This is a genomic window from Burkholderia sp. SRS-25 (assembly GCF_004343765.1).
Lineage (GTDB): Bacteria > Pseudomonadota > Gammaproteobacteria > Burkholderiales > Burkholderiaceae > Burkholderia > Burkholderia contaminans.
The window spans coordinates 150,023-176,440 of the sequence record NZ_PTXM01000009.1; the positions used below are offsets into that span (position 1 = coordinate 150,023).

A 26,418-nucleotide genomic window follows, 5' to 3' on the forward strand; every position below is an offset into this window, starting at 1 on the left:
CATGTGTTCCATCTCACCAGGAGAGCTTGCCCCCATGACTCAGAAGAGCACTGCAAACGAGCGCGATAACCACCACTTCGACGTGATCATCCTCGGCTCGGGCATGTCCGGCACCCAGATGGGGGCCATCCTGGCCAAACAAAAGTTTCGTGTCCTGATCATCGAGGAGTCGTCGCACCCACGGTTCACGATCGGCGAATCGTCGATCCCCGAGACGTCCCTGATGAACCGCATCATCGCCGATCGCTACGGCATTCCGGAGCTGGACCACATCACGTCGTTCTATGCGACGCAGCGTTACGTCGCGTCGAGCACGGGCATCAAGCGCAACTTCGGCTTCGTGTTCCACAAGCCGGGCGAGGAGCACGACCCGAAGGAGTTCACGCAGTGCGTCATTCCGGAGCTGCCGTGGGGGCCCGAGAGCCATTATTACCGGCAGGACGTCGATGCCTACCTGCTGCAGGCGGCCATCAAATACGGCTGTACGGTGCGCCAGAGGACGAGCGTGACCGACTATCACGCTGACAAGGACGGTGTCGCGGTGGCCACCGCCCAGGGCGAACGGTTCACGGGCCGGTACATGATCGACTGCGGGGGGCCCCGCGCGCCGCTCGCGACCAAGTTCAACCTCCGCGAAGAACCGTGCCGCTTCAAGACGCACTCGCGCAGCCTCTACACGCACATGCTCGGGGTCAAGCCGTTCGACGACATCTTCAAGGTCAAGGGGCAGCGCTGGCGCTGGCACGAAGGGACCTTGCACCACATGTTCGAGGGCGGCTGGCTCTGGGTGATTCCGTTCAACAACCACGCGCGGTCGACCAACAACCTGGTGAGCGTCGGCCTGCAGCTCGACCCGCGTGTCTACCCGAAAACGGATATCCCCGCGCAGCAGGAGTTCGACGAATTCCTCGCGCGGTTCCCGAGCATCGGCGCGCAGTTTCGCGATGCCGTGCCGGTGCGCGACTGGGTCAAGACCGATCGCCTGCAGTTCTCGTCGCGCGCGTGCGTCGGCGACCGCTACTGCCTGATGCTGCACGCGAACGGGTTCATCGACCCGCTCTTCTCCCGCGGGCTCGAGAACACCGCGGTGACCATTCACGCGCTCGCGGCGCGTCTCATCAAGGCGCTGCGCGACGACGATTTTTCTCCCGAGCGCTTCGAGTACATCGAGCGTCTGCAGCAGAAGCTGCTGGATCACAACGACGACTTCGTCAGCTGCTGTTACACGGCGTTCTCGGACTTCCGGCTGTGGGACGCGTTCCACCGGTTGTGGGCGGTCGGCACGATCCTCGGGCAGTTCCGGCTCGTGCAGGCCCACGCGAGGTTCCGCGCCTCGCGCAACGAGCGTGACCTCGATCACCTCGACGACAACGCGCCGTATCTCGGCTTCCTGTGCGCGGACATGGAGGGGTACTACCAGTTGTTCAACGACGCCAAGGCCGAGGTCGAAGCCGTGAGCGCCGGGCGAAAGACGGCCGGCGAGGCCGCCGCGCGGATTCATGTCCTCATCAACGAGCGGGAGTTCGCGAAGCCGATGTTCGGCTTCGGGTACTGCATCACCGGGGCCAAACCGCAGCTCAACAACTCGAAGTACAGCCTGCTGCCGGCGATGAAGCTGCTGCACTGGACGCAGACCAGCGCGCCGGCAGAGGTGAAGAAGTACTTCGACTACAACCCGATGTTCGCGCTGCTCAGGGCGTACGTCACCACCCGCATCGGCCTGGCGCTGAAGTAGTCGGCCGACACTGCCACGAGAACATGGACGACGTTCAATTTCAATTGCAACAAGCGGATGCCCGGGAGCAACCGTCGGGGGCGTACGACGCGACCACGCGCGTGGCCGCGAGCTGGTACGTCGCGATGCGCTCGGACGACCTCAAGGACAAGCCGCTGGAACTGACGCTCTTCGGGCGGCCGTGCGTGGCGTGGCGCGGCGCGATGGGGCGGGCCGTGGTGATGGACCGCCACTGCTCGCACCTCGGCGCGAACCTGGCCGACGGGCAGGTCAAGGACGGGTGCATCCAGTGCCCGTTTCACCACTGGCGGTACGACGAGCAGGGCCAGTGCGTACACATTCCCGGCCACAGCGAGGCGGTGCACCGGCTGGAGCCCGTGCCGCGCGGCGCGCGCCAGCCGACGCTGGTCACCACCGAGCGGTACGGCTACGTGTGGGTCTGGTACGGCTCGCCGCAGCCGCTGCACCCGTTGCCCGACATCGCCGCGGCCGACGTCGACAACGGCGACTTCATGCACCTGCACTTCGCGTTCGAGACGACGACGGCGGTCTTGCGGATCGTCGAGAACTTCTACGACGCGCAGCACGCGCACCCGGTCCACGCGCTGCCGATCTCGGCGTTCGAGCTCAAGCTCTGCGACGACTGGCGCCCGTGGCCGGAGGTCGAGCCGCTGGCCCGGGCGGGCGCGTGGTTCGGTGCCGGGATCGACTTCACCGTGAACCGGTACTTCGGGCCACTCGGCATGCTGTCGCGCGCGCTCGGCCTGAGCATGTCGCAGATGAACCTGCACTTCGACGGCTACCCCGGCGGGTGCGTGATGACCGTCGCGCTGGACGGAGACGCCAAATACAAGCTGCTCCAGTGTGTGACGCCGGTGAGCGACGGCAGGAACGTCATGCACATGCTCATCTCGATCAGGAAGGCGGGCGGCCCCGTGCGCCGCGCGATCGACTACGTGCTGTTCGGACTGCAGACCAGGCAGGCGGCGGGATACGACGTCAAGATCTGGAACGGGATGAAGCCGGACGGCGGCGGCGCGTACAGCAAGTACGACAAGCTCGTGCTCAAGTACCGCGCGTTCTACCGGGGCTGGGTCGACCGCGTCGCGTCGAGCGAGCGGCAAGGCGTGAGCCGGAGGTCCTAGCCGACGCCGGCCCCGGTCAGCGGGCCGGCATCGGCAACGCATCAATACGAGAGACCGAATCCGAACGGATACAACGGATGCGCGGTATCGTGCGGCACGTCTTCCCGCTGCGCCGCGACCTCCGCCATCGACGACGGCAGCTCGAACGGCAGCTTCCCTTGCGGTTGGCCTTTCCCGGTCAGCAAGTCGAACAGCGCGGCATCGGTCACGCCGAAATTCGCGAGGATCGCGGTGGCCTTGTCCTGCACGTTGGTCAGGATCGCGGGACGATCCATGTACACCGAGACGATCGACTTCGGCGCAAGCGCGGCCTGCTTGATGGCCTCGTAGTCGGCACTGCCGTCGACGAACGCGAGACTGCCCTCATGCTGCATCGAGCCGAACATGTAGTTCGGGTGCAGCGTCTGATAGGGCGTGCTCACGCGGAGAATCGCCACGTCCGCGGCTTGCGGGGTATCGACGACCTGATAACCGTATTGCCGCGCGACGGCGGGATCGATGCCGTACAGCCAGACCTTCTTGCCCGACGCCGTCATCGGCAGCAGCTTGCCGTTGTTCTGCAGCAGCACCATCGAGCGGCGCTGCGCATCGAGTGCCTGGGCCTGGAAGTCGGCGTTTCCGACGATCTTGCCGGCCGCGTCCGCATCGACATACGGATGGTCGAACAGGCCTTGCTGGAATTTCTGCAGCAGCACGCGATAGGCCGACTCCGACAGGCGCGCTTCCGACAACTGCCCGCGATTGACGGCGTCGATGAGGTCGCCCGGATCGTCGTCGCCGCCGAACTGGTCGATGCCGGCGTTGACCGCACGCGTGAAGCGCTGCACGCGGGTCGCGCCCTCCATCCCCCAGGGCATGCCCAGTCCGGCGAACGACGGCGCGCCCGACGACACACCGTTGATGCAGTTCGCGTCGCAGTCGTCGGCGATCAGCCAGTCGGACACGATCACGCCCTTGAAGCCGTATTTTCCGCGCAGCAGGTCGGTCAGCAACGCCTTGTCGTAAGCGCCGCCGACCGGCTCCAGCGTGATGCCGTCGACCGTCACCGTCATGTCCGGTTCGGAATAGGTCGGCATGACCGAGCCGACGTTGGCGGCGAAGGCGCCTTCGAACGGCTTCAGGTGATAGGCGAAATTGTTGCCCGGATAGGTCGCATAGCGGCCGTAGTAATTGTGGCTGTCGAACCCGAGTTTCTGCGCGCCATATCCGGCCCAGTGCTTGACGACCGCGATGACGCTATTGGCCTGGATGCCGTTGCTGCCGCCCTGGAAGCCTTCGATATAGGCCTGGACCTGCGTGCGGGCGAGATCGGCGTCTTCGCCGAAGGTGCCGTTGATGCGTGCCCAGCGCGGCTCGGTCGCCAGATCGGCTTGCGGTGAAAGTGCTACGGTGATGCCGACGGCGCGATACTCCTGGCGCGCGATGTCGCCGAATTTTCGCGTGAGCGCCGCATCGCCGATCGCGGCGAAGCCCAGCGTTTCCGGCCACTGCGAGAAACCGCTGCTGCCTGCGCTTGCGCCAAGCGTGTACTGGAAATGATTGCGCGGGTCGGAGCTGATCGACACCGGGATGCCGAGCCGCGACTGCTCCGCCAGCGTCTGAATCTGGTTGGCCTGGTCGGCCATGGTGCGCGCATCGGCACTCATGCGCGTGATATAGGTGTTGACGCCCCGCTGATTGATGAGCGTCTTGAGCGCCGCCAGGTCGTACGCGGAGCCGGTGCCCGCACCGGTCGTGTCGTTCAGCACGGGTGCGGTGCCGTGCATCATCAGGCCGGCTTTTTCGGCCAGCGTGAGGCGGCCGACCAGGTCCCGCGCACGCACGTCGGCACTCAGCCGCCAGTCTTCGTACGGTTCGAGCTGACCGCTCTTGTCCATGTCCTTGAACTTCAGGCCGTCCCGGGTGATCACGTTCAACGTGGTGTAGCCGAAGTCCTGCTGCGTGACGGGCGGGGCAGAGGAGTCGACGCCGCCGCAGGCAAACAGCCCCAGCGTGAGCGCGGTGCCGGATGCGGCCCGTGCCGATCGGCGAATGGCTGATCTCGTGATGCGTTGCATTGCTTGTCTCCTGAATCGGATTTTTTGGCGCGGCCGTGATGCATGACGCAGGGCCGCCGGCCACTTTACCGAGCTGTTTCAGGGGACGTTTTGCCGCCGGGTGCAGTTTTTGCCCCGATGGGGCGCGATGTGCCGGGCCATGCGGTCGGGCGGATTTTCAACGCGATCTATCGGCTTCGCGAGCCGGCTTGCCGCTCATCCGCCCGCGCACGCTATGCATGAACGGCCACCCGATACCGGGTGGTCTGTCGATAGACGGCGTCCGGATGAAGGATCACGTCGCCGCTCAGGCCGGGCATGTTGACCTGGTCCGGAAAGCCGCCCGCCTCCAGGCACAGCGCCGCGTGTTGCGTGCAACGTGTGCCGCCGCTCACGCGCAGGCCATCGAGATAGTTGCCCGTATAGAGTTGCAGGCCCCGCTGATCGGTCGACACGATCAACTCGCGGCCGCTTTCCGGATCGTAGACGCGTGCGACGGGCCGGGCCTCGTGCGTGCCGTCGCCCAGGACGAAGCAATGATCGAAGCCGCGCGCGCGGGCCAGTTGCGCGTGCGGCCAGTCGAGGCGCGCGCCGATCGGCGCGCTGTGCCGGAAATCGAACGCGGTACCCGTGACGTCGGCCGTGCCGGTCGGGATCAGCGCATCGTCCACTTCGAGGAACGCGTCGGCGTCGATCTGCAGCAGATGGCCGCGCACATCGCTGCCCGCGCGCCCGTTCAGGTTGAAGTAGCTGTGATTCGTCAGGTTCAACGGCGTCGGTGCATCGGTCCACCCGGAATAATCGATCGTCAGCGTGCCGTCGTCGTCGAGCGTGTAGCGAACCTGCACGGTCACGTTGCCCGGAAAGCCCCCGTCGCCTTCCGGCGAAGCGAGTCGAAGCGTCAGCCCGCCGCAGTCGTCGATCACGTCCCAGCGCGCGCGATGAAAGCCGTTCGCCCCGCCGTGCAGCAGGTTGCCGTTCTCGTTGCGGTCGAGCGGGTACCCGATGCCGTCGAGTTCGAAGCGCGCGCCGGCGATCCGGTTCGCCCAGCGGCCGATCGTCGCGCCGAGATAAGCACCGGATTCGAGATACTCGGCCGGCGTGTCGTGTGCGAGCACGATATCGGCAAAGCGCCCCGTGCGGTCGGGCGCGAGCCACGACACGACGGTCGCGCCGAGGTCGCTGACGACGACGCGCATCCCGTGCGCGTTGCGCAGGGTATAGCGCCGCACGGGCTCGCCGTCGGGCAACGCGCCCCATGGCTCGGCAAGCACGCGTGCCACGCCGGGTATCGGATGGGAGGAATCGGTATCGATGTGCATGAGTGGATGTCGAATGGGCGGCGGGCGTCAGTTCGTGGCGGCCGCACGTTCCTGGTATTCACGCGGCGTGCAGCCGAGTTCGCGCCGGAACACCGCGTACATGTATTGAAGCGACGTGAACCCGCAACGGATCGCGACTTCGGCGCTCGACGCCTGTCGGCCGGCGAGCAGCGCCTGCGCGGCTTCGAGTTTGTGACGCAGGATCTCCTGGTGGACGGTGCGCTGCAGTTCGCGCCGGAAGTGCTCCTCGAGCAGCGAACGCGACACGCCGACGTAGTCGGCAACCTGTTCGGTCTTGATCCCCTGGCACGCGTACTGGCGAATGAAATGCCGCGCACGCATCACATGCGGGCTCGCCAGCGGCTGGTGGCGCGTCGATTCGAGCACGTTGATGCCGACCGGCGGCACGAGAATGCGCTGCCCGGGAAAGCGCGCGCCGCGCAGCATCCGGTGCAGCAGGTGCGCGGCGGTACGGCCCATTTCCTCGGTGCCCTGGATTACCGACGACAACGGAATGCGCGTCAGCGTGCGCGTGAGCGGATCGTTGTCGATGCCGATGATCGCCACCTGTTCGGGCACCGCGATGCCGGCGATCAGGCACGCTTGCAGCAGGTGCCGCGCACGCGCATCGGTCACGGCAATCACGCCGACGGGCTTCGGCAGCGCATGCAGCCAGTCGATCAGCTGTTCGATCGCGTGATTCCAGCCCGATGCACTCGTCGACAGCCCGCGGTAGATCGGCGCATCGAGCCCGTCCGCGCGCGCGAGCCGGTCGAACGCGAGCTCGCGCTGCTGCGCCCACCGGTTCTCCTGCGCGATCGGCAGGCTGTACATCGCGAAATGCGCGAGTCCCGCACCGATCAGGTGTGTGTACGCGAGCGACACCAGCTTCGGGTTGTCCGTCGCAATATATGGGACATCGTCGGGATACTGGGCCGGATCCTCGTACGACGAGCCGACCGCGACGATCGGCAGCGGCGACCCGGCGAGCGCGTCGGCGACGGCCGGATCGTCGAAGTCCGCGATGATGCCGTCGCCGTCGAAACGCTCGATCCCGGTGAGCCGGCAGCGGAAATCGTCTTCGAGGAACAGGTCCCACACGACGCGCGTCGTGTGCAGATACTGGCCGATGCCGCTGATGATCTCGCGGTCGTAGACCTTGTTCGCGTTGAACAGCAGCGCGATGCGATGCGGTGTCTGGGCGGAAGGAACGCGTGTCATCTCGATCTCGGGGCACGCGCGTCGGGCGGCGCCGTGCCGTTGTCTCCGGGGCGCGCCCGGGTCGGCGGCGCGCGATGTCTGGTGTTCGGCGATTGTAGGGCGGAACGTGCGCCGCGCGCAGCGGCTGGCAAGAAACATTAAGCGTGCTGCGCAATTTCGCAATTGCCGCCCGGCAGGGGCGCGGGCACGATCCAGCCTACCGAATTCGGCCGCGTGCGCCACCACGACGCGCGTTGCGCTGCAACAAGAACCTGCACGGAGACGCCATGTCGTATTTCGAACACATTCCCGCGATTCGCTACGAAGGCCCGCAGTCGGACAACCCGCTTGCGTATCACCATTACGACCCCGAGAAGCGCGTGCTCGGCAAGACGCTTGCCGAGCATCTGCGGATCGCCGTCTGCTATTGGCACACGTTCGTCTGGCCGGGCCACGACATCTTCGGGCAGGCCGCATTCCAGCGGCCGTGGCAGCAGCCGGGCGACGCGCTCGAACGCGCGCGGATGAAGGCCGATGCCGCATTCGAGTTCTTCACGAAGCTCGGCACGCCGTTCTATACGTTTCATGACACCGACGTCGCGCCGGAAGGCGACAGCCTGCGCGAATACGCGGCCAATTTCGCGCGGATGGTCGACTATCTCGGCGAGCGTCAGCAGGCGAGCGGCGTGCGGCTCCTGTGGGGCACCGCGAACCTGTTCTCGCACCCGCGCTTCGCGGCCGGCGCCGCGACGAACCCGAACCCCGACGTGTTCGCGTGGGCCGCGACCCAGGTGTGTCATGCGCTCGACGCGACCCACCGGCTCGGCGGCGAGAACTACGTGCTGTGGGGCGGCCGCGAAGGCTACGAGACGCTGCTCAATACCGACCTGAAGCGCGAGCGCGACCAGTTCGCCCGCTTCCTGTCGATGGTCGTCGAGCACAAGCACCGGATCGGCTTCAAGGGCGCGCTGCTGATCGAGCCGAAGCCGCAGGAGCCGACCAAGCATCAGTACGACTACGACGTCGCGACCGTGCATGGCTTTCTCGTGCAGTACGGATTGCAGAACGAGATTCGCGTGAACATCGAGGCGAATCACGCGACGCTCGCCGGGCACTCGTTCCATCACGAGATCGCGAATGCGTTCGCGCTCGGCGTGTTCGGCAGCGTCGACGCGAACCGCGGCGATCCGCAGAACGGCTGGGACACCGACCAGTTCCCGAACAGCGTCGAGGAGCTGACGCTCGCGTTCTACGAAATCCTGCGCCACGGCGGCTTCACGACCGGCGGGATGAACTTCGACGCGAAGGTGCGCCGCCAGAGCATCGATCCGGAAGACCTGTTCTACGGTCACGTCGGCGCGATCGACGTGCTCGCGCTCGCGCTCGAACGCGCGGCGGTGCTGGTCGAGAACGACCGGCTCGACGCGCTGCGTCGTCAACGCTATGCGCAGTGGGACGACGCGTTCGGCCGCAAGATCCTGTCGGGCGGCTATACGCTGGAGTCGCTCGCGGCCGATGCGCTCGCGCGCGGCGTGAACCCGCAGCACGTGAGCGGCGCGCAGGAGCGGTGCGAGAACATCGTGAACCAGGCGATCTACGGGCTGCGCTGACGCCATGTACATCGGACTCGATCTCGGCACGTCGGGCGTGAAGGCGGTGCTGCTCGACCGCGAGGGTGCTGTGCGCGCGAGCGCGAGCCGCCCGCTCACGGTGAGCCGGCCGCAGCCGCGCTGGTCCGAGCAGGCGCCGCACGACTGGTGGGATGCCGCCTGCGGCGCGCTCGCCGCCCTCGTGTCGGATGCGCGCTCGGCCGGCATCGATCCGCGCGACATCGACGCACTCGGGTTGACCGGCCAGATGCACGGCGCGACGCTGCTCGATGTGCATGGCGACGTGCTGCGCCCCGCGATTCTGTGGAACGACGGCCGGGCCGACGCCGAGTGCGACGAACTCGAACGGCTCGCGCCCGCGCTGCGCACGGTGGCCGGCAACATCGCGATGCCGGGTTTCACCGCACCGAAGCTGCTGTGGGTGCGTCGTCACGAGCCCGACGTGTTCGCGCGCATCGCCTCCGTGCTGCTGCCGAAGGACTATCTGCGCTACCGGCTGACCGGCGCGTTCGCGACCGATCCGTCGGATGCCGCGGGCACGCTGTGGCTCGACGTCGCGAAGCGCGATTACGACGACACGCTGCTCGCCGCGTGCGGCCTGTCGCGCGCGCAGATGCCGGCCGTGTTCGAAGGCAACCGCATCACCGGCACGCTGCTGCCGGCCGTCGCACGGGCGCTCGGCCTGCGCGAGATCCCGGTGGTGGCCGGCGGCGGCGACAACGCGGCCGGCGCGGTGGGCGTCGGGATCGTGCGGCCCGGCGATGCGTTGCTGTCGCTGGGCACGTCGGGCGTGTATTTCGCGGTGTCGGACGGGTTTCGTGCGAATCCCGAATTGGCGGTGCACAGCTTCTGTCATGCGCTGCCGGATACGTGGCACCTGATGTCGGTGATGCTGAACGCGGCCGGCTGCGTCGACTTCACTGCGCAACTGGCCGGCTACGACGGCGTCGCGGCGCTGCTCGACGATGCGCAGACGAACGCACGCGCGAGCCGCCCGTGGTTCCTGCCGTACCTGAGCGGCGAGCGCACGCCGCACAACGACGTGAACGCGAAGGGCGTGTTCTACGGGCTCACGCCCGACACGCAGCGCGCCGATCTCGCGAACGCGACGCTCGAAGGCGTCGGCTTCGCGCTGCTCGACGGCATCGACGCGCTGCATGCGGCCGGGCTCGCACCCGACAGCATCACGGTGATCGGCGGCGGCTCGCGCAGCGCGTACTGGACGCAGATGCTCGCCGACCTGAGCGGCCGAGCGCTGACGCTGCGCGCGGGCGGCGAAGTGGGGCCGGCGCTCGGCGCCGCGCGCCTCGCGCATATGGCGGTCGAACCGCATGCGCGGCTCGGCGACGTGTGCCCGCAGCCGCCCGTCGTCGCGGTGCGCGAGCCCGATCCCGAGCGCCACGCGTGGTATCGCGACGTGCGCCGGCCGACGTTTCGCGCGCTGTACCGCGCGCTCGAACCGGTGTTCGCGACGGGCGCTTGACGAGCAGGGCAGTGACTCGATGCGGGCGGTGCATTTCGGCGGCCGCCCGCGGTTCGTGAGGTGGTTCCATAACAAGGAGTCTGGAGACATGAAAACCGTGACGCGTCGTACCGTATTGAGTTCGCTTGCCGGCGCCGCTGCGCTGGCGATCCTCGCGCTGGGCGCACCGCTCGCGCATGCGAGCAAGGACAAACCCGAAATCGGCTTCTGCATCGACGACCTGCGCGTCGAGCGCTGGTCGCGCGATCGCGACTATTTCGTCGCGGCCGCGACGAAGCTCGGCGCGAAGGTGTCGGTGCAGTCGGCCGACGCGAGCGAGGAGCGGCAGATTTCCCAGATCGAGAACCTGATTTCGCGCGGCGTCGACGTGATCGTGATCGTGCCGTTCAATTCGAAGACGCTCGGCAACGTCGTCGCCGAAGCGAAGAAGGCCGGCATCAAGGTCGTGTCGTACGACCGGCTGATCCTCGACGCGGATGTCGACGCCTATATCTCGTTCGACAACGAGAAGGTCGGCGAGCTGCAGGCGCAGGGCGTGTTCGATGCGAAGCCGAAGGGCAACTACTTCCTGCTCGGCGGCGCGCCGACCGACAACAACGCGAAGATGCTGCGCGAAGGACAACTGAAGGTGCTGAAGCCCGCGATCGATCGCGGCGACATCAAGGTCGTCGGCCAGCAGTGGGTGCCCGAATGGAGCGCGTCGACCGCGCTGCGGATCGTCGAGGATGCGCTGACCGCGAACAACAACAAGATCGATGCGATCGTCGCGTCGAACGACGGCACGGCCGGCGGCGCGATCCAGGCGCTCGCCGCGCAACATCTGGCCGGCAAGGTGCCGGTATCCGGGCAGGACGCGGATCTCGCGGCGGTCAAGCGCGTGATCGCCGGCACGCAGACGATGACCGTCTACAAGCCGCTGAAGCTGATCGCGAGCGAAGCCGCGAAGCTTGCCGTCGATCTCGCGAAGGGCACGAAGCCCGCGTTCAACGCGCAGTATGACAACGGCCGGAAGAAGGTCGACACGGTGCTGCTGCAGCCGACGCTGCTGACCAAGCGTAACGTCGACGTCGTCGTGAAGGACGGCTTCTATACCCAGGCGCAGCTGGCAAGCCAGTAAGCGTACGACGGACGCGACGCGCGGCCGCCGCGGCGGCGGCCGCGCTTACTGCGAGGCAATGAACGAATGACGGAACCCTTGCTGACGATGCGCGGCATCGTCAAGGCATTCGACGGCGTGAAGGCGCTCGACGGTATCGACCTCACCGTGCGGCCCGGCGAATGCGTCGGGCTGTGCGGCGAGAACGGCGCGGGCAAATCGACGCTGATGAAGGTGCTGTCGGGTGTCTATCCGCATGGCACGTGGGACGGTGAAATCCGCTGGGAAGGCACGCCGCTCGCGGCATCCGGCGTGCGCGACACGGAGCGGGCGGGCATCGTGATCATCCACCAGGAGCTGATGCTCGTGCCCGAACTGTCGGTTGCCGAGAACATCTTCCTCGGCAACGAGATCACGCTGCCGGGCGGGCGCATGAACTTCTCGGCGATGGTCCGGCGCGCCGAGGAGCTGCTGCGCGAGTTGCGGATCGACTCGATCAACGTCGCGCAGCCGGTCATGAACTACGGCGGCGGCCACCAGCAGTTGATCGAGATCGCGAAGGCGCTGAACAAGGACGCGAAGCTGCTGATTCTCGACGAGCCGTCGTCATCGCTGAGCGCCGCCGAAACGCGCATCCTGCTCGACATCGTGCGCGACCTGAAGCGGCGCGGCGTGGCGTGCGTGTACATCTCGCACAAGCTCGACGAGGTCGCGGCCGTCTGCGACACGGTCACCGTGATCCGCGACGGCCGTCATGTCGCGACCGAGCCGATGGCTGCGCTGACCACCGACCGGATCATCGCGATGATGGTCGGCCGCGAGATCCGCGACCTGTATCCGCGCGAGCCGCACGAGATCGGCGAGGTCGTGCTGGAAGCGCGCAACGTGACCTGTCGCGACGTGACGAACGCGCGCCGCAAGCGGGTCGACGACGTGTCGTTCAGCGTGCGGCGCGGCGAGATCCTCGGCGTCGCCGGGCTCGTCGGCGCGGGCCGCACCGAGCTGATGCAGGCGATCTTCGGCGCGTATCCCGGCGCGTGCACGGCGAGCGTGACGATGAACGGCCGCCCGCTGTCGATCCGCTCGCCGGCCGACGCGATCCGCGCCGGCATCGCGATGGTGCCGGAGGACCGCAAGCGCCACGGCATCGTGCCGCAGCTCGGCGTGGGCCACAACATCACGCTGGCGGTGCTGCGGCGCTTCGCGGCACGCGGGCGGATCGACGCGGCCGCCGAGCTCGATGCGATCCGCACCGAGATGCAGCGGCTGTCGGTGCGCGCCGCGCATCCGTTCCTGTCGATCGCGAGCCTGTCGGGCGGCAATCAGCAGAAGGCGGTGCTCGCGAAGATGCTGCTGACCGAGCCGCAGGTGCTGATCCTCGACGAACCGACACGCGGCGTCGACGTGGGTGCGAAGGTGGAGATCTACCGGCTGATCTTCGCGCTTGCGAAGCGCGGCGTCGCGCTGATCGTCGTGTCGTCGGAACTGCCGGAGGTGCTCGGCCTCGCCGATCGTGTGCTCGTGATCGGCGAAGGCGAGCTGCGCGGCGATTTCGTCAACCAGGGCCTCACGCAGGAACAGATTCTCGGCGCCGCGCTGAAGCCCGCGCGGCTGCCTGCCGAACCCACCGCAGCGAGTGCATCATGAATTCCGAACTTTCTTCCTCGACCCCGGCGACGCCGGATACCGATGCGCGTCGTCCCGACGGGCGCGCGCCGCGGCTGCCGTTGCGCCACGTCTTCACGCGCTACAAGCTGCTTGCGCTGCTGTTCGCGGTCGTCGCGATCTGGGCGTTCTTCTCGGTGCTGACGGACGGCGCGTTCGTCACGCCGCGCAACGTATCGAACCTGCTGCGGCAGATGTCGATCACCGGCATGCTCGCGTGCGGGATGGTGTTCGTCATCATCGCGGGCGAGATCGACCTGTCGGTCGGCTCGCTGCTCGGGCTGCTCGGCGGCGTCGCCGCGATCCTCGACGTCAACCGGCACTGGCCGGTCGCGGCCACGGTGCCGGTCGTGCTCGCGCTCGGCGTGCTGATCGGGCTCTTCAACGGCTGGTGGTCGACCTATCGGCGCGTGCCGTCGTTCATCGTCGGGCTCGGCGGGATGCTCGCGTTTCGCGGGATCCTGCTCGGCGTGACGGGCGGCTCGACGATCGCGCCCGTGTCGGACGGCTTCGTGTTCATCGGGCAGGGCTATCTGCCGCGCATTGCCGGCGATGGCCTCGCCGTGCTGCTGTTCGTGGTCGCGACGCTGCTGGTGGTGCGGCAGCGCGGCACGCGGCGGCGCTACCGGCTCACGGTCGCCCCGCTGTGGCAGGACGTCGCGAAGATCGTCGGCGCGGGCGCCGTGCTGTTCGCGTTCGTTGCGACGCTCGACCGTTACGGCGGCATTCCGGTGCCCGTGCTGCTGCTGCTCGTGCTGCTCGGCGTGTTCTCGTGGATCGCGACGCAGACGGTATTCGGCCGGCGCATCTATGCGGTGGGGTCGAACCTGGAGGCGACGCGGCTGTCGGGTGTCGATACTGATCGCGTGAAGCTCGTGATCTTCGCACTGATGGGGCTGATGTGCGCGTTTGCCGGCCTCGTCAACACGGCGCGGCTCGCGGCCGGGTCGCCGTCCGCCGGCACGATGGGCGAGCTCGATGCGATCGCCGCGTGCTTCATCGGCGGCACGTCGATGCGCGGCGGGTCGGGCACCGTCTATGGTGCGCTGATCGGCGCGCTCGTGATGGCGAGCCTCGACAACGGGATGTCGATGCTGGACGTCGACGCGTACTGGCAGATGATCGTCAAGGGCGCCGTGCTGGTGCTGGCGGTGTGGATCGACGTGGTGTCGCGGTCGAACCGGCGGTGACGCGCCGGTCGGCGCCGGTCGGTCGCGAGTCGACGAAGAGGAAGACCATGGAACGAAACACGATGCGCGTGCCGGACGTTGCCGTGCGGGCGGCCGGGCCGTTCGCGATACCGGATGCCGGTTCCGTGCTGGGCCTGGATGACCCGCGCGACCGGCAGGTGATCGCGGATGCGCTGCGCGCGCTGCTGCGCGAGCGTTCCGAAGCGCTCGCGTTCGCGATGCGCATGGCCGACCAGTGCGGCCGGCCCCGGCCCGATGCGGCCGATTTCGCGCTGACCGACATTATTCGGCTCGCTCGTATCGTCGAGCGGATCGAGCGGGACGGCGTGTCGCAGCGCGCCGCCGTGCCCGCGGACGCGCGCTGACAGGCGCGGCGGCCGCCGCGCGGGCCGCAGGCTAAAAATGCGCCACGCATGCCGTGTGCTCAACGCGGCGCACGCACAACACCGGCGGCGCAAGCAACCAGGTCAAGCTGCAGTCGGGGCAGATGTCCGTCAGCCAGTGGGGGCTGAAAGGCACCGAGGATCTCGGCGGCGGCCTGAGCGCGCTGTTCAACCTGCAGAACGGCTTCAACGTGAACAGCGGCAAGATGAGCGGCGGCCTGCTGTTTGGACGCAAGGCGTTCGTCGGGCTGGCGGGCGGATTCGGTACGGTGACGGCCGGCCGTCAGCAGGATACGTTGCAGGATCTGGTGTTGCCGGTGCAGGGCAACAATTTCCTCGAGTACTTCACGGCACCCGGCGACGTCGACAATGCCGACGGCTCGGTTCGCAACAGCAATGCGGTCAAATGGGTGAGCCCGTCGTGGGGCGGCCTTCAGGTGGCCGCGATGTACGGGTTCGGCGGCGTGGCCGGCTCGGTCGGCTCGGGGCAGGCGTACAACGCGGCGATGTCGTACACGGCCGGGCCGTTGACCGTCGCGGCCGGTTACGCGCATCTGGACAACGGGAACGCGGTGCTGTCGACGCGCGGCGCAAGCAGTGCCGATACGATTTTCCTGTCGCCGGTCAACAACGCGTACGCGACGGCCAGCGCGGTGAATATCGCGCGCGCCGGCGTGAGCTACGTGCTCGGCGCATTCACCGTGGGCGGACACTACAGTTATGCCGAATACCTGCGCGACGGGAATTCGACGTTCGGGACGGCCGAACGCTACAACAACGGCTCGGTGTTCGTCGCGTGGCAGGCTTCGTCCGCGCTGCTGTTCGAAACGGGTTACAACTACCTGAAATCGCACGGCGATTCGTCGGCCACGTACCAGCAGGTCACGCTCGCGGCCGACTACGCGCTCAGCAAGCGCACCGATCTCTACGCGACGATGAGCTACGGGCACGCGTCGGGCAGCAACGGCGCGGGCCCCGCGCAGGCGGTGATCGCGGACGCCTACGTCGACGGCGGCAAGGCGACCCAGGAGCTTGCGATCGTCGGCATTCGCCACCGCTTCTGATCGAATGCGCCGCGCATCATGGCAGCGGCGCGCCCCATGCCGCCGTGACGTCGCCGCCGAGCCGCCATTCGCTGAACGGGCGGCGCGGCGCGATGATCGCCGGCAGGCGGCGATCGTGAAAGCGCGCGTAGTACGGCTCGACCCAGCTCAGCTCGTCGCGGAACGTCCACGGAAACAGGTCCTGCTTGATCGGCGTGATCTTCCTGAAACTCGCGGGATCTTCCACCGCGTCGATCACGAGGTTCGCGAGGCGGCCGATCGCACCGTCGTTTTCTCGGTAGAGATCGATGTTGCGCCGCTGAACGAGTTCGGCCGCGAACACGAGCGGCAGCAGCGCAAAGGTGTGATAGTGGAGCGCGCGGTCGCCGCGCTTGACCTCGCGCTCGAGCGAACCGTCCGGGCGGATGTCGCGAATGCCTTCGCGCACCCGCAGCAAGCCGGAATCGATCAGGCTTGCATTGTCGGTGACGGTGCCGATCGCGATCAGATTGAGCCCTGCCCAGTACACGAGATTGTTGTGCAGGTGGTTGATCGCTTCCGCATTGCGGGTCGCGATCGCGATGCGTTCGAGCCATGGGTCGATCGCGTTGAATTTCCCGCGGTTCGCGTCGCGCAACCCGCGCGGCATGCGCAGGATCACCATCGCGAAATCGGTGCCGGCCCACGAGCGCTCGTAGTACCCCTGATAACCGGAGATGGTACCCATCAACGCATCCGATTGCGCCCAGCTGTCGAGCAGCGTCAATGCGCACGACCAGTCGCCGTGATCGGCCGCCGTGTTCAGCTTGGTGACGAAGTCGCGCATCGGCTTCACGTCGCGCGCATAACCGGTGGGGTCGTCGTAGTAGCCGGGCGGGTCGATCGTCCGCACGGGGGAAGGCACTTCGCATGCGTGGCTAGCGGAGGCCGTGCCGACGAGTGTACCGGCGGCGAACAGGACGGCGAACAAGGTTCGAACGGAACGGGCGCGCATGGGGGGCTCGACGGTGATAGTTTCGGCTGGACGCTGGACCGAAGGCAGTCTAGCGCCCGAGGCTTTCGCCCGCCTTTCCGGGGTGCGCCGGTGCCGCCGGCCCGGCAGGACACCCGTGCGACGCATGGCGATCGTGTCGGCTTCGCATGACATGCAATACGCTATTCTGTCGTCCTCAACCGCCAGCACGATCTAATGAAGCGTCCGTCGTTTTCCACCCAACTCGTCATGCTCTGGGCACTCGTCGCCGCGCTGTGCGCGACTCTGGTCGCGGTCGTCTGGGTCACGGCGAGTTCCGCCGAGAGTCAGCAGGTAGCAAGCGCGAAGGCCGCCGGCGCATCGGCATGCGAGGCGGTCGCGTCGCGTTACAGCGCGTCTTCCGCGTCGCCAGGCGCCGGGCCCGCCCCGGAGCTGATGCACGCGATCCTCGACATCGTGCTCTCCCGCGCGCCCGACATGGAGGGCGGGTTCTGGATGCCCGGCGCCGCCCCGGCGGCAAGCGGCTTTCTCGCGTATTCCTTTCCCACCTACCAGGGCAGCGGCGTCAAACACGACGTTCCGGAAGCGGAAACGCCGCTGATCCTCCGCACGCTGCGCGCCGCGGCCGCGACGCATGCCGCGACGGCGAACGTCGTCGAAGGCGCGCAGGATGCCGTGGTCGCGGCGGCCTGTCCGGTACGCGGCGGCTCGGGGCTGTACGTGTGGATGCTGACGCGTGCGCGCCCGCCGCTGGGCCGGCACGGCGAGCTGCTGGCCACGGGCCTCGCGGCCGTGCTCGCCGTGATTCTGGCGATCGCGGCGGCGCTGGCCGTGGCGCTGCGCCGATGGAAGCGCAATCTCGCACGGATCGAGAGCGGGCTGGGGCCCGACGGTCGCGAGCATCACCTGCCGTACGTCGGCGAGCCCGATCTGGATCGCGTCATCGATGCGTTCAACGAGCGGGCGCGGCGCGCGGACCTGCTGCAACAGCAGGCCGACGAACTGCGCACGCGCCTCGCGCAGGCCGAACGCTTCGGCATGCTCGGGAAGCTTGCCGCGCAGGTTGCGCACGAGATTCGCAATCCGATGGGCGCGATGCGGCTGAAGGCGGAAAACGCGCTGGCCGGCGATGGCCGGCGGCAGCAGGACGCGCTGCGCGTGATCCTCGCGCAGATCGAGCGCATCGATGCGCAATTGTCGAGCCTGCTCGCGTTGACGCAGCCGGTGCGCCCGCATGCGACACGGGTCGACGTCGACGCGTGGCTCGCGCAGGTCGTCGACGCGCACCGCGAGCTGGCGCAGCGGCAAGCGATCGACCTGACGCTGTCGCTCGCGGGGCAGGGCGAACGGCTTGCGTGGCCGTCGGATTTTCCCGCGTTCGATCCCGACCAGATGCGGCGGGCGCTCGACAATCTGCTGCTCAACGCGCTGCACCACGCGGGCGACGGCGGCGCGGTCACGCTCGCCGCCGAGCGGCGCGCGTTCGCCGGGCGCGACTGGCTGTGCGTCACCGTGTCGGACAGCGGCCCCGGCGTGCCGCCCGCGCAGCGCGAGCGTATTTTCGAGCCGTTCGTGACGGGCCGCGCGGACGGCACGGGCCTCGGCCTTGCCGTCGTCCGCGAAGTGGCGGCGGCGCACGGCGGGCACGCGCGCCTCGAAGGGGGCGCCGCATTCGTGATTGAAATTCCATGGCAAACATCCTCATAGTCGACGACGACGCGGCCTTTCGCGACAGCCTCGCCGAAACGCTCGCCGATCTCGGTCATCGGGCCGTCGAGGCTGCAACCGGCCGGGCCGCGCTCAGCACGCTGCGCGACGGCGGTGGCGTCGAATGCATCTTTCTGGATTTCCGCCTGCCGGATCTGGACGGGCTGGCCGTGCTCGCGCAACTGCGCGACGATCCCGCGCTGGCCGCGATTCCGGTCGTCATGCTGACGGCCCATGCGACCAGCGACAACACGATCGAAGCGATGCGGCTCGGCGCATTCGATCACCTGACGAAGCCGATCGGGCGTCGCGACATCGCGCAACTGCTCGAACGCATCGTGTCGGCGAATCAGCCGCCCGCGCTCGCGCCGCGCGACAGCGATTTCGCGGGCGAACCGTCAGCGGACCGACCGCGACTGCTGGGCGTGAGCGCCGCGATGCGCGACGTGCAAAAGCAGGTCGGCCGCGCCGCGATGAGCGACGCGACCGTGCTCCTGACCGGCGAGACGGGCACGGGCAAGGAGGTGGCCGCCCGCGTGCTGCATGCGGCATCGGCCCGGCATGCGGGGCCGTTCGTCGCCGTGAACTGCGCGGCCATCCCGGCCGACCTGCTCGAAAGCGAGTTGTTCGGGCATCGTCGCGGTGCGTTCACGGGCGCGCATGCCGATCGCGCGGGGCGTCTCGTCGAGGCCGACGGCGGCACGCTCTTTCTCGACGAGATCGGCGACATGCCCGCCGCGATGCAGGCGAAGCTGCTGCGCGCGCTGCAGGAGCGCCAGGTGATGCCGCTCGGCGCGGATCGCGCCACGGCAATCGACATTCGCGTCGTGGCCGCGACGCACCGCGACCTCGTCGCGGCCGTCGCGAACGGCACGTTCCGCGAAGACCTCTTCTATCGGCTGAACGTCATTCCGCTGCACCTGCCGCCGCTCGCGGAGCGTGTGGCCGACATCCTTCCGCTCGCCGCGCATTTCCTGCTCAACGCGGCCGGCATGCGCGCGCTGCATCTGACGAACGACGCCCAGCGCGCGCTGCTCGATCACCGCTGGCCGGGCAACGTGCGGGAACTGCGCAACGTGATGGAGCGGGCGGCCGCGCTCGCCCCCGGGCCGGCCGTCAGCGCGGCCGATCTCGGCCTGGCCGCCGTGCCGGCGCGCGAATCGGTCTCCGATGCGGTGCCGGCGCACCTGCTCGACATGCCGCTGCCCGATGCGCTGGCGACGGTCGAGCGCGCGGCGATCCTGCGCGCGCTCGAGCGCGCGAACGGCAACCGCGCGGAAGCCGCGAGGCAGCTCGGCATCGGCCGCCAGTCGCTCTATGCGCGCATGGCGAATCTCGGAATCGAGCGCGACGACTAGGCGAGCCGTTTCGACTGTCGGGAATGCCGACATCGGGTGAAGCGACGTGTCGGGAAATCCGACAGGTTTCGCGCGCGTCGTCGTTCGGCGCATGGCCACGCGGGGCGTTGCGGGTTGGCACGGGTATTGCGGATATCGAGGCATCGCAACCCGTCGCCGGAGCCCGTCATGAAGTCGTACCTGCCTGTCGTTCGATCGCGGCCGCCGTGCCGTGCCGCCGTGCGCCGCTCGTATCGCATGCTCTGCGCTGCCGCACTCGTTGCCGTCGCAACGGTCAGCCTGGCGCAGGTGCCGCCGGCGCCGCGCGCGGACGACCCGGCCGGCGCCATGCCGCCGCCTCCTGCTCCTCCTCGGTCTCGCGCGCCTGTGCCCGCCGTACCCGGAAACGACACCGCCTCGGATGCGCTGATGTCCGGCACGCTGTCGCGCCTGACGATCAATCCGGAAGGCACCGTCGACGGCTTCGTGCTCACCGACGGCACGCTCGTCCGCCTGCCGCCGCATCTCGGCTCGCAACTGACTGCGCTCGTGAAAACGGGCGACCGCGTGACGGTAGCCGGCGAACGACGCGTCGACGATGAAATCCGTGCCCGCGTAGTCCGCAACGACGGCACCGGCGCGTCGCTGTCCGATCAGCCGCCCGCGCCCGTCGCGCCCGTGCCGCCCATGCTGCGCGGCGTCAACCTTGCCCGCCTGAACGTGTCCGGTGTCGTGCGCCGCGTGACGCGCGCGCCGCGCGGCGAGCCGGACGGTGTGATGCTCGACAGCGGGGCGATCGTCAAGCTGACCGTTCCGGCGGCCCAGCAATTCGGCGCGCTGCTCGTCCCCGGCGAGCGCGTGGCCGCGGTCGGCTACGGCACGCGCAACGCGTACGGCGAAGCGCTGCAGGCGACGGCGTTCGGCGCGCCGGGCCATGTCGTGAATCTCTATGACGATGTCGCGCGCTAATCGCGCGGCGCTTTTCCCCAATCCATCGAAAGGAGTCCTGCCATGCATTGGATCGATCCCGCCTGCCTGCCCGAAACGCGCGGCCGCGTCACGCAGTTCCTGCTCAATCCGCACGGAGACATCGACGGCCTGATCCTGAACGGCGACCTGCAGGTTCACGTGCCGCCGCATCTGGGCCGCGAACTGGCGCGCCGTGTCGCGGTTGGCGACCGCATCCGCGTGCGGGGCGTCAAGCCGCGTCGCGCGGCGATGATCGCGGCCGTGCAACTGACCGGCCGCGACGGCGTCGACATCGTCGACGACGGGCCCGCGCACGCTGCACCGCCGAAGCCGACGCACGCCGCTCGACAACCGATGGAATCGAGCGGCGAAGTCGCGTTCGCGCTGCACGGCCCGAAAGGCGAGGTGAACGGCGCGTTGCTGACGAGCGGCGTCGCGTTGCGGGTGCCGCCGCATGCGGCTGAAGCGCTGCACGATTATCTGCGTCCCGGTGTCCATGTGCAGGCGTGGGGGCACGGCGTCGTCACGCCGCACGGCACGACGCTCGACGTGAGCGAGATCGCCGAGCTCGTCGATGCGGATGTCGAATGAGCGTGCGACGGTGACACGACCATGAGACCGGCGCGCGCGCTCGAAGCGCTCAACTTCTTCCTGGCCGACGTGCAGGCCGGCATCGGCCCGTTCATCGGCGTCATCCTGCTGTCGCGCGGCTGGGGCGCCGATGCGATCGGCTCGGTCATGACGCTGGCCGGGCTCGCCGCGATGGCCGCGACGCCGTTGGCCGGCGCGCTCGTCGATGCGGTGCGCGCGAAGCGGGCGCTGATCGTCGCGGCGACCGCGGTGACGGCGCTTGCGTCGCTGGCGATGATGTTCGTCCACGGCTATCCGGCGGTGGCGGCGTCGCAGATCGTGGCGGCGGTCAGCGGCGCGGTGCTCGCGCCGGCCGCTGCGGGCGTGACGCTCGGCATCGTGCGCCGGCAGGGTTTCGACCGGCAGTTCGGGCGCAACCAGATGGCGAACCACGCCGGCAACGTCGCCGGTGCGGCGCTCGCCGGGTGGCTCGGCTGGCATGTCGGATTCGACGCGGTGTTCGCGCTGGTCGGTGCGTTTACGGTCCTCGCCATCGTGAGCACGCTGGCGATTCCCGGGCACGCGATCGATCATGCGTCCGCACGGGGTCTCGATCCTGCCGGTGCCGCACCGGGAACGGTTGCTGCGCATCCGCATGCGTCGGACGCGGCGTCGCGCGTCGGCGGCCTGCGCACGCTCGCCGAGAACCGGCCGCTGGTGCTGCTCGGCGCGTCGCTCGCGCTGTTTCATCTCGGCAACGCCGCGATGCTGCCGCTCTACGGGATGGGCGTCGTCGTCACGCATCGCAGCAACGCGAGCGCATTCACCGCACAGACGATCGTCATCGCGCAGTGCGTGATGATTGCGGCGGCGTGGCTCGCGCCACGGCTGATTCGCTCGCACGGTTACTGGCGCGTGCTGCTGTTCTCGTACCTCGTGCTGCCGGTGCGCGGGCTGGTCGCCGCGGCGTGGATGAGCGAAGCGGGCGTGTGGCCGGTGCAGGTGCTCGACGGCGTCGGCGCCGGGCTGCAAAGCGTGGTCGTGCCCGCACTCGTCGTTCACCTGCTGCATGGTTCCGGCCGCGTGAATGCCGGGCAGGGCGCCGTCGCGACCGCGCAGGGCATCGGCGCGGCGCTCAGTCCCGTGCTGGGCGGCGTGCTCGCGCAGCACTTCGGCTATCCGTCCGCGTTCGTCGTGCTGGGCGCCGTGTCGACGGGCTCGCTCGCGCTGTGGCTCGGTCATGCACGCTCGCTGAGCAGCGTGTGCGGCAAGCCCGCCGATCTATCGGCGACATCGTCGTGAAGGCGATGTCGATTCCCATCCCTCCGTCCACTTGCCCATGAATCCTGTTTCGCTTGCCTGGCTGATTTCCGCGCTCGCCACCGCGGGCGTCATCACGCGTCCGTTCGGTTGGCCCGAAGCAACGTGGGCCGTGAGCGGCGCGCTGCTGCTGGTCGTGTTGAACCTGTTGCCTGCTGCCCAGGCGCTGGACGCCGTCGCGAAAGGCGGCGACGTGTACCTCTTCCTGACGGGCATGATGCTGCTGTCGGAGGCGGCCCGTCGCGAGGGGCTGTTCGACTGGGTCGCGACGCACGTCGTGAATCTCGCGCAGGGCTCGCCGCGGCGGTTGTTCGCGCTGATCTACGGCGTCGGCGTCGTCACCACGGTGTTCCTGTCGAACGACGCGACCGCCGTCGTGCTGACGCCCGCGGTCCTGGCCGCCGCGCGCCGCGCGAAGGCCAACCCGATGCCGCTGCTGTACAGCTGCGCGCTCGTCGCCAATGCCGCGAGTTTCGTGCTGCCGATTTCGAATCCGGCGAACCTGGTGCTGTACGGCGCGCACATGCCGGCGCTCGGCGTCTGGCTCGCGCACTTCGCGGCGCCGTCCGTCGCGTCGATCGTCTGCACGTTCGTGATGCTGCGGATCGTGCAGCGACGTGCGCTGTCCGGCCATTGCGAGTCCGCGCTGCCGGTGCGGCCGCTGACGCGCGGCGGACGCATCGCGCTGGCGGGCATCGCCGCAACGGCCGTCGCGCTGATGGCGGTGTCGGTCGCCGATCGTCCGCTCGGGTTGCCGACCGCGCTGGCGGGCGTCGTCACGGTCGCGTGCGTGGCGATGCGGGATCGCGCGGCGTGCGTGCCGATCGTTCGCGAGATTTCGTGGAGCGTGTTGCCGCTCGTCGCGGGGCTGTTCGTCGTCGTCGAGACGCTCGACCGGACCGGCGCGGTGCGCGCGCTGGCGGGCCTGCTGCACATGCTGATGCAAAGCGGCGAGCACGTCGCCGCGGCCGTGGCCGGCGTCGCGGTCGCGCTGCTGTCGAACGGGGTCAACAACCTGCCCGCCGGGCTGATCGCGAGTTCGACGATCCACGCGGCGCACAGCCCGCAAACGGTGGTCGACGCGATTCTGATCGGCGTGGATCTTGGCCCGAACCTGTCGATCACCGGATCGCTCGCGACGATTCTGTGGCTGGCGGCGATCCGGCGCGAAGGGCTGCAGGTCGGTTTCCGCGAATTTCTCGCGGTCGGCGCGTGCGTGATGCCGCCTGCGTTGCTGCTCGCGCTGGGCGCGCGGTTCGTGGTCGGCGGCTGACGCGCGAGGCGCGTCGCGTCAGCCGTCCCGGCCGGCCTAGAACGAGTAGGCGAGCGACGCGAACAGGCTGCGCGGCGCGCCCGGCGTGACCCACAGGCTGTTGTACGAGCTGACGTAGGTGGTGCGATTGAACAGGTTGTTCAGGACTACGGATGCACGCAGGTGCTTGTTGACCTGAAGATAGCCGTTGAGCTGGACGGTCGCGTAGGCCGGCAGTTCGAAGCCGTCCTGCGTGTTGGCCGTGTTGCCGGCGCGGCGCCCGACATAGATCACGCCGGCGCCGGCGCCGGCCTTGTCCGCGAACGGCAGGGTGGTCTCGTACATCAGCAGCGCGCTGCCGCTCAGACGCGGTACGTCGACGAGGCGCGAGCCGGGCGCGAGCACGGTATCGCGCGTGACCTCGGCGTCGACGTACGCGAAGTTCGCGATGCCGCGCAGGCCGTGCCCGAGGTCGCCGCTCCATTCGAATTCGACGCCGCGGCTGCGCACTTCGCCGGCCGCGCGCGAGAAGCCGGCATTCGCCGGATCGGCGGTGAGCACGTTGCGCTTGGTCACGTAGAACGCCGAGACGGTCGTGAGCGAGCGCGCGCCCGCCCATTTCGCGCCGGCTTCGTAGCCGTGGCCTTTCTCGGGATCGAACGCGTTGCCGCCGACGTCGGCGCCGTTGTTCGGCCGGAACGAATACGCGGTGTTCGCATAGAACGACCACGCGGGGCTCATTTCATACACGACGCCGATACGCGGGCTCACCGCGGTCTGCAACTGGCTCGTCGTCACGCCCTTCAGGCGGTTGTCGATCGACTGGTGGAAGCGATCCCAGCGCAGCCCGGCCAGGATCTTCCAGTGCGGCCCGAACGCGAGCGTGTCCTGCGCGTAGACGCCTTGACCGTCATCGCGTTCGAGCAGGTTGGTCGCGGTGCGCGGTGTCGGCGCGGGCTGGCCGTAGACCGGATCGAAGATGTCGATCGCATACGGCGCCGCGGCGCTCGGCGTGGAGCGTGTGACGAACTGGTCGTAGTTGAAGCGGTACGCATCGACGCCCATCACGAGCGTATGGCCGATGCCGCCCGTGCGGAACGAGCCGGCGGTTTCGACGCGGCCTTGCAGGTCGTTCGAGTGAAACGCGACTTGCCGGTAGCGGCGCCACAACGTGCGGCCGTCCGGCTGCAATGCGAATGCCTCGGACGAGCGCCCCGACAGGTCGGTGTTGCGTTGCGCGACGCCGGCATTGATCGACCAGCTGGAATCGAGGCGATGCTCGAGCGTGAACTGGTGGCCCGTGTTGCGCACGTCGTAGTCGCCGTCGCGCGGCTCGCCGAGGAAGCGCGACGCGGGGATCACGCCGAGCTGGCCGTTGACCGCCAGCACGCCGCGATCGAGCGGCGCACGCTGACGCGCGCTCTCGAATTCGTAGTGGAGCGTCGTGTCCGCGCCGATGTCCCACGTGAACGATGGTGAGAACAGGTAGCGTTTGCTCGACACCGTGTCGCGGAAGCTGCCGTTGTTCTCGTTCATCGCGACGAAGCGGTACGCGAGCGATTTCGTGACGGGGCCGGTCGAATCGAGGGTCTGGCGCAATGCGCCGTAGCTGCCGGCCGACACGCCGATGGTGTTCGCGCGAGTGAACTGCGGCTGCTTCGTCGTATAGCTGATGATCCCGCCCGGATCGCCGCGGCCATACAGCGCGGAGGCCGGCCCCTTGAGCACCTCCATGCGCTCGAGGTTGACGGTGTCGCGCGGCACGCTCATCCCGCGATTCCACGAAAAGCCGTTGACCAGGTAGTCGGTGCCGGACGTGTTGCCGTCGCCGGCGAAGCCGCGCACCGCGTAGTTGTCCCACAGGCCGCCGAAGTTGTTCTGGCGCGAGACGCCCGCGACCCAGTCGTAAAGATCGTCGCCGCGCGTGGCGGCCACGGTCTGGATCAGCTTCGCGTCGACGCTGCTGACCGCGAACGGAATCTCCATCACGTCCGCCTCGCTGCGCGTCGCGCTCGTCGATTCGCGCGTGCGGAACGGCGCCGTCGCGCGTTGGGCGGAGATTTCGATGGTGGGCAGTGAGGTCTCCTGCGCGTCGGCGGCGCCCATGCCGGTCGTGCCGACGACGATGGCCATCGGTGCGGCCGCCCAATTTCTCCTGCTCATGCTTGTCCTTTTCATGTCGTTCGCGTTCGGGCACGGCGGGCGGCCTCGCGCCGACATCTGTGTTCCAAACAGTACATTTGCGCGGCAATTTAATGCAAATGAGAGGCATTTGCAATCGTAATTTTGAGCGTGGAGGCGCGGGGTGAAACGGTGCACGGCGCGGGCGCGGTCAATGTGGCGGGGCAATTTATTCAAATTCCGAATGGTGGGAAACAAATC

20 protein-coding genes are annotated in these 26,418 nt (G+C 68.3%); 15 read left to right on the forward strand and 5 right to left on the reverse strand.

Going from position 1 to position 26,418, the window contains the following annotated elements; translation table 11 throughout:
- Nucleotides 1–34: 34 nt before the first annotated feature.
- Together C5O79_RS14260 and C5O79_RS14265 are read left to right on the forward strand one after the other, a co-directional pair.
- On the forward strand, nt 35–1,735 hold the full coding sequence (locus C5O79_RS14260; protein ID WP_046546473.1) for a tryptophan 7-halogenase: 1,701 nt from the start codon (nt 35–37) through the stop codon (nt 1,733–1,735).
- Nucleotides 1,736–1,758: 23 nt separating this feature from the next.
- The gene (locus tag C5O79_RS14265; protein ID WP_047852955.1) at nt 1,759–2,880 is read left to right on the forward strand and encodes a Rieske 2Fe-2S domain-containing protein; all 1,122 of its coding nucleotides are present in this window, start codon (nt 1,759–1,761) and stop codon (nt 2,878–2,880) included.
- A 41-nt stretch (nt 2,881–2,921) separates the two neighbouring features.
- Here the strand turns inward: C5O79_RS14265 and C5O79_RS14270 are convergent, their stop codons facing one another.
- The 3 genes from C5O79_RS14270 to C5O79_RS14280 form a co-directional block, all read right to left on the reverse strand.
- Nucleotides 2,922–4,937 (reverse strand): glycoside hydrolase family 3 N-terminal domain-containing protein, encoded by a 2,016-nt coding sequence (locus C5O79_RS14270; RefSeq protein WP_122478572.1) that lies wholly within the window; start codon nt 4,935–4,937, stop codon nt 2,922–2,924.
- Between the two features lie 212 nt (nt 4,938–5,149).
- Nucleotides 5,150–6,238, reverse strand: a complete 1,089-nt coding sequence (locus C5O79_RS14275; protein ID WP_122478574.1) for an aldose epimerase family protein — start codon at nt 6,236–6,238, stop codon at nt 5,150–5,152.
- Between the two features lie 27 nt (nt 6,239–6,265).
- Entirely contained in the window at nt 6,266–7,459 is a 1,194-nt protein-coding gene (locus tag C5O79_RS14280; RefSeq protein WP_039371235.1) for a DNA-binding transcriptional regulator, read from the reverse strand.
- 266 nt (nt 7,460–7,725) lie between these two features.
- Between C5O79_RS14280 and xylA the strand changes: the two genes are divergently transcribed.
- The 7 genes from xylA (at nt 7,726) to C5O79_RS14320 (ending at nt 15,929) form a co-directional block, all read left to right on the forward strand.
- On the forward strand, nt 7,726–9,048 hold the full coding sequence (xylA, locus tag C5O79_RS14290) for a xylose isomerase (RefSeq protein ID WP_047852953.1): 1,323 nt from the start codon (nt 7,726–7,728) through the stop codon (nt 9,046–9,048).
- Between the two features lie 4 nt (nt 9,049–9,052).
- Nucleotides 9,053–10,531 (forward strand): xylulokinase, encoded by a 1,479-nt coding sequence (gene xylB / locus C5O79_RS14295; protein ID WP_122478576.1) that lies wholly within the window; start codon nt 9,053–9,055, stop codon nt 10,529–10,531.
- Between the two features lie 88 nt (nt 10,532–10,619).
- Nucleotides 10,620–11,648: a D-xylose ABC transporter substrate-binding protein gene (xylF, locus tag C5O79_RS14300; RefSeq protein ID WP_046546478.1), complete on the forward strand. Its 1,029-nt coding sequence runs from the start codon at nt 10,620–10,622 to the stop codon at nt 11,646–11,648.
- A 66-nt stretch (nt 11,649–11,714) separates the two neighbouring features.
- Complete coding sequence (gene xylG / locus C5O79_RS14305; RefSeq protein WP_122478578.1) at nt 11,715–13,274, forward strand: D-xylose ABC transporter ATP-binding protein; 1,560 nt, start codon at nt 11,715–11,717, stop codon at nt 13,272–13,274.
- Entirely contained in the window at nt 13,271–14,482 is a 1,212-nt protein-coding gene (locus C5O79_RS14310; RefSeq protein ID WP_122478580.1) for a sugar ABC transporter permease, read from the forward strand. Before xylG ends, C5O79_RS14310 begins: the two co-directional genes overlap by 4 nt.
- Before the next feature lie 47 nt (nt 14,483–14,529).
- Entirely contained in the window at nt 14,530–14,847 is a 318-nt protein-coding gene (locus tag C5O79_RS14315; protein WP_122479081.1) for a hypothetical protein, read from the forward strand.
- A gap of 53 nt (nt 14,848–14,900) precedes the next feature.
- Nucleotides 14,901–15,929, forward strand: a complete 1,029-nt coding sequence (locus C5O79_RS14320; protein ID WP_122478582.1) for a porin — start codon at nt 14,901–14,903, stop codon at nt 15,927–15,929.
- Between the two features lie 16 nt (nt 15,930–15,945).
- Here C5O79_RS14320 and C5O79_RS14325 read toward each other — a convergent pair whose 3' ends face one another.
- Entirely contained in the window at nt 15,946–16,902 is a 957-nt protein-coding gene (locus C5O79_RS14325) for a mannuronate-specific alginate lyase (RefSeq protein ID WP_131931418.1), read from the reverse strand.
- 195 nt (nt 16,903–17,097) lie between these two features.
- Here C5O79_RS14325 and C5O79_RS14330 point away from each other — a divergent pair, with 195 nt between their 5' ends.
- The 6 genes from C5O79_RS14330 (at nt 17,098) to C5O79_RS14355 (ending at nt 24,057) form a co-directional block, all read left to right on the forward strand.
- Complete coding sequence (locus C5O79_RS14330; RefSeq protein ID WP_122478586.1) at nt 17,098–18,588, forward strand: HAMP domain-containing sensor histidine kinase; 1,491 nt, start codon at nt 17,098–17,100, stop codon at nt 18,586–18,588.
- Nucleotides 18,570–19,946, forward strand: coding sequence for a sigma-54 dependent transcriptional regulator (locus tag C5O79_RS14335; RefSeq protein WP_122478589.1), 1,377 nt, complete (start codon nt 18,570–18,572; stop codon nt 19,944–19,946). The genes C5O79_RS14330 and C5O79_RS14335 overlap by 19 nt, the downstream gene beginning before the upstream one ends.
- Nucleotides 19,947–20,354: 408 nt before the next feature.
- Entirely contained in the window at nt 20,355–20,894 is a 540-nt protein-coding gene (locus C5O79_RS14340) for a hypothetical protein (RefSeq protein ID WP_226148357.1), read from the forward strand.
- 42 nt (nt 20,895–20,936) lie between these two features.
- On the forward strand, nt 20,937–21,485 hold the full coding sequence (locus C5O79_RS14345) for a hypothetical protein (protein WP_122478593.1): 549 nt from the start codon (nt 20,937–20,939) through the stop codon (nt 21,483–21,485).
- Between the two features lie 21 nt (nt 21,486–21,506).
- Nucleotides 21,507–22,766, forward strand: coding sequence for an MFS transporter (locus C5O79_RS14350; protein ID WP_122478595.1), 1,260 nt, complete (start codon nt 21,507–21,509; stop codon nt 22,764–22,766).
- A gap of 37 nt (nt 22,767–22,803) precedes the next feature.
- Nucleotides 22,804–24,057, forward strand: coding sequence for an arsenic transporter (locus C5O79_RS14355; RefSeq protein WP_122478597.1), 1,254 nt, complete (start codon nt 22,804–22,806; stop codon nt 24,055–24,057).
- 36 nt (nt 24,058–24,093) lie between these two features.
- Here C5O79_RS14355 and C5O79_RS14360 read toward each other — a convergent pair whose 3' ends face one another.
- Nucleotides 24,094–26,199 (reverse strand): TonB-dependent receptor, encoded by a 2,106-nt coding sequence (locus C5O79_RS14360; RefSeq protein WP_122479083.1) that lies wholly within the window; start codon nt 26,197–26,199, stop codon nt 24,094–24,096.
- Nucleotides 26,200–26,418: the final 219 nt, after the last annotated feature.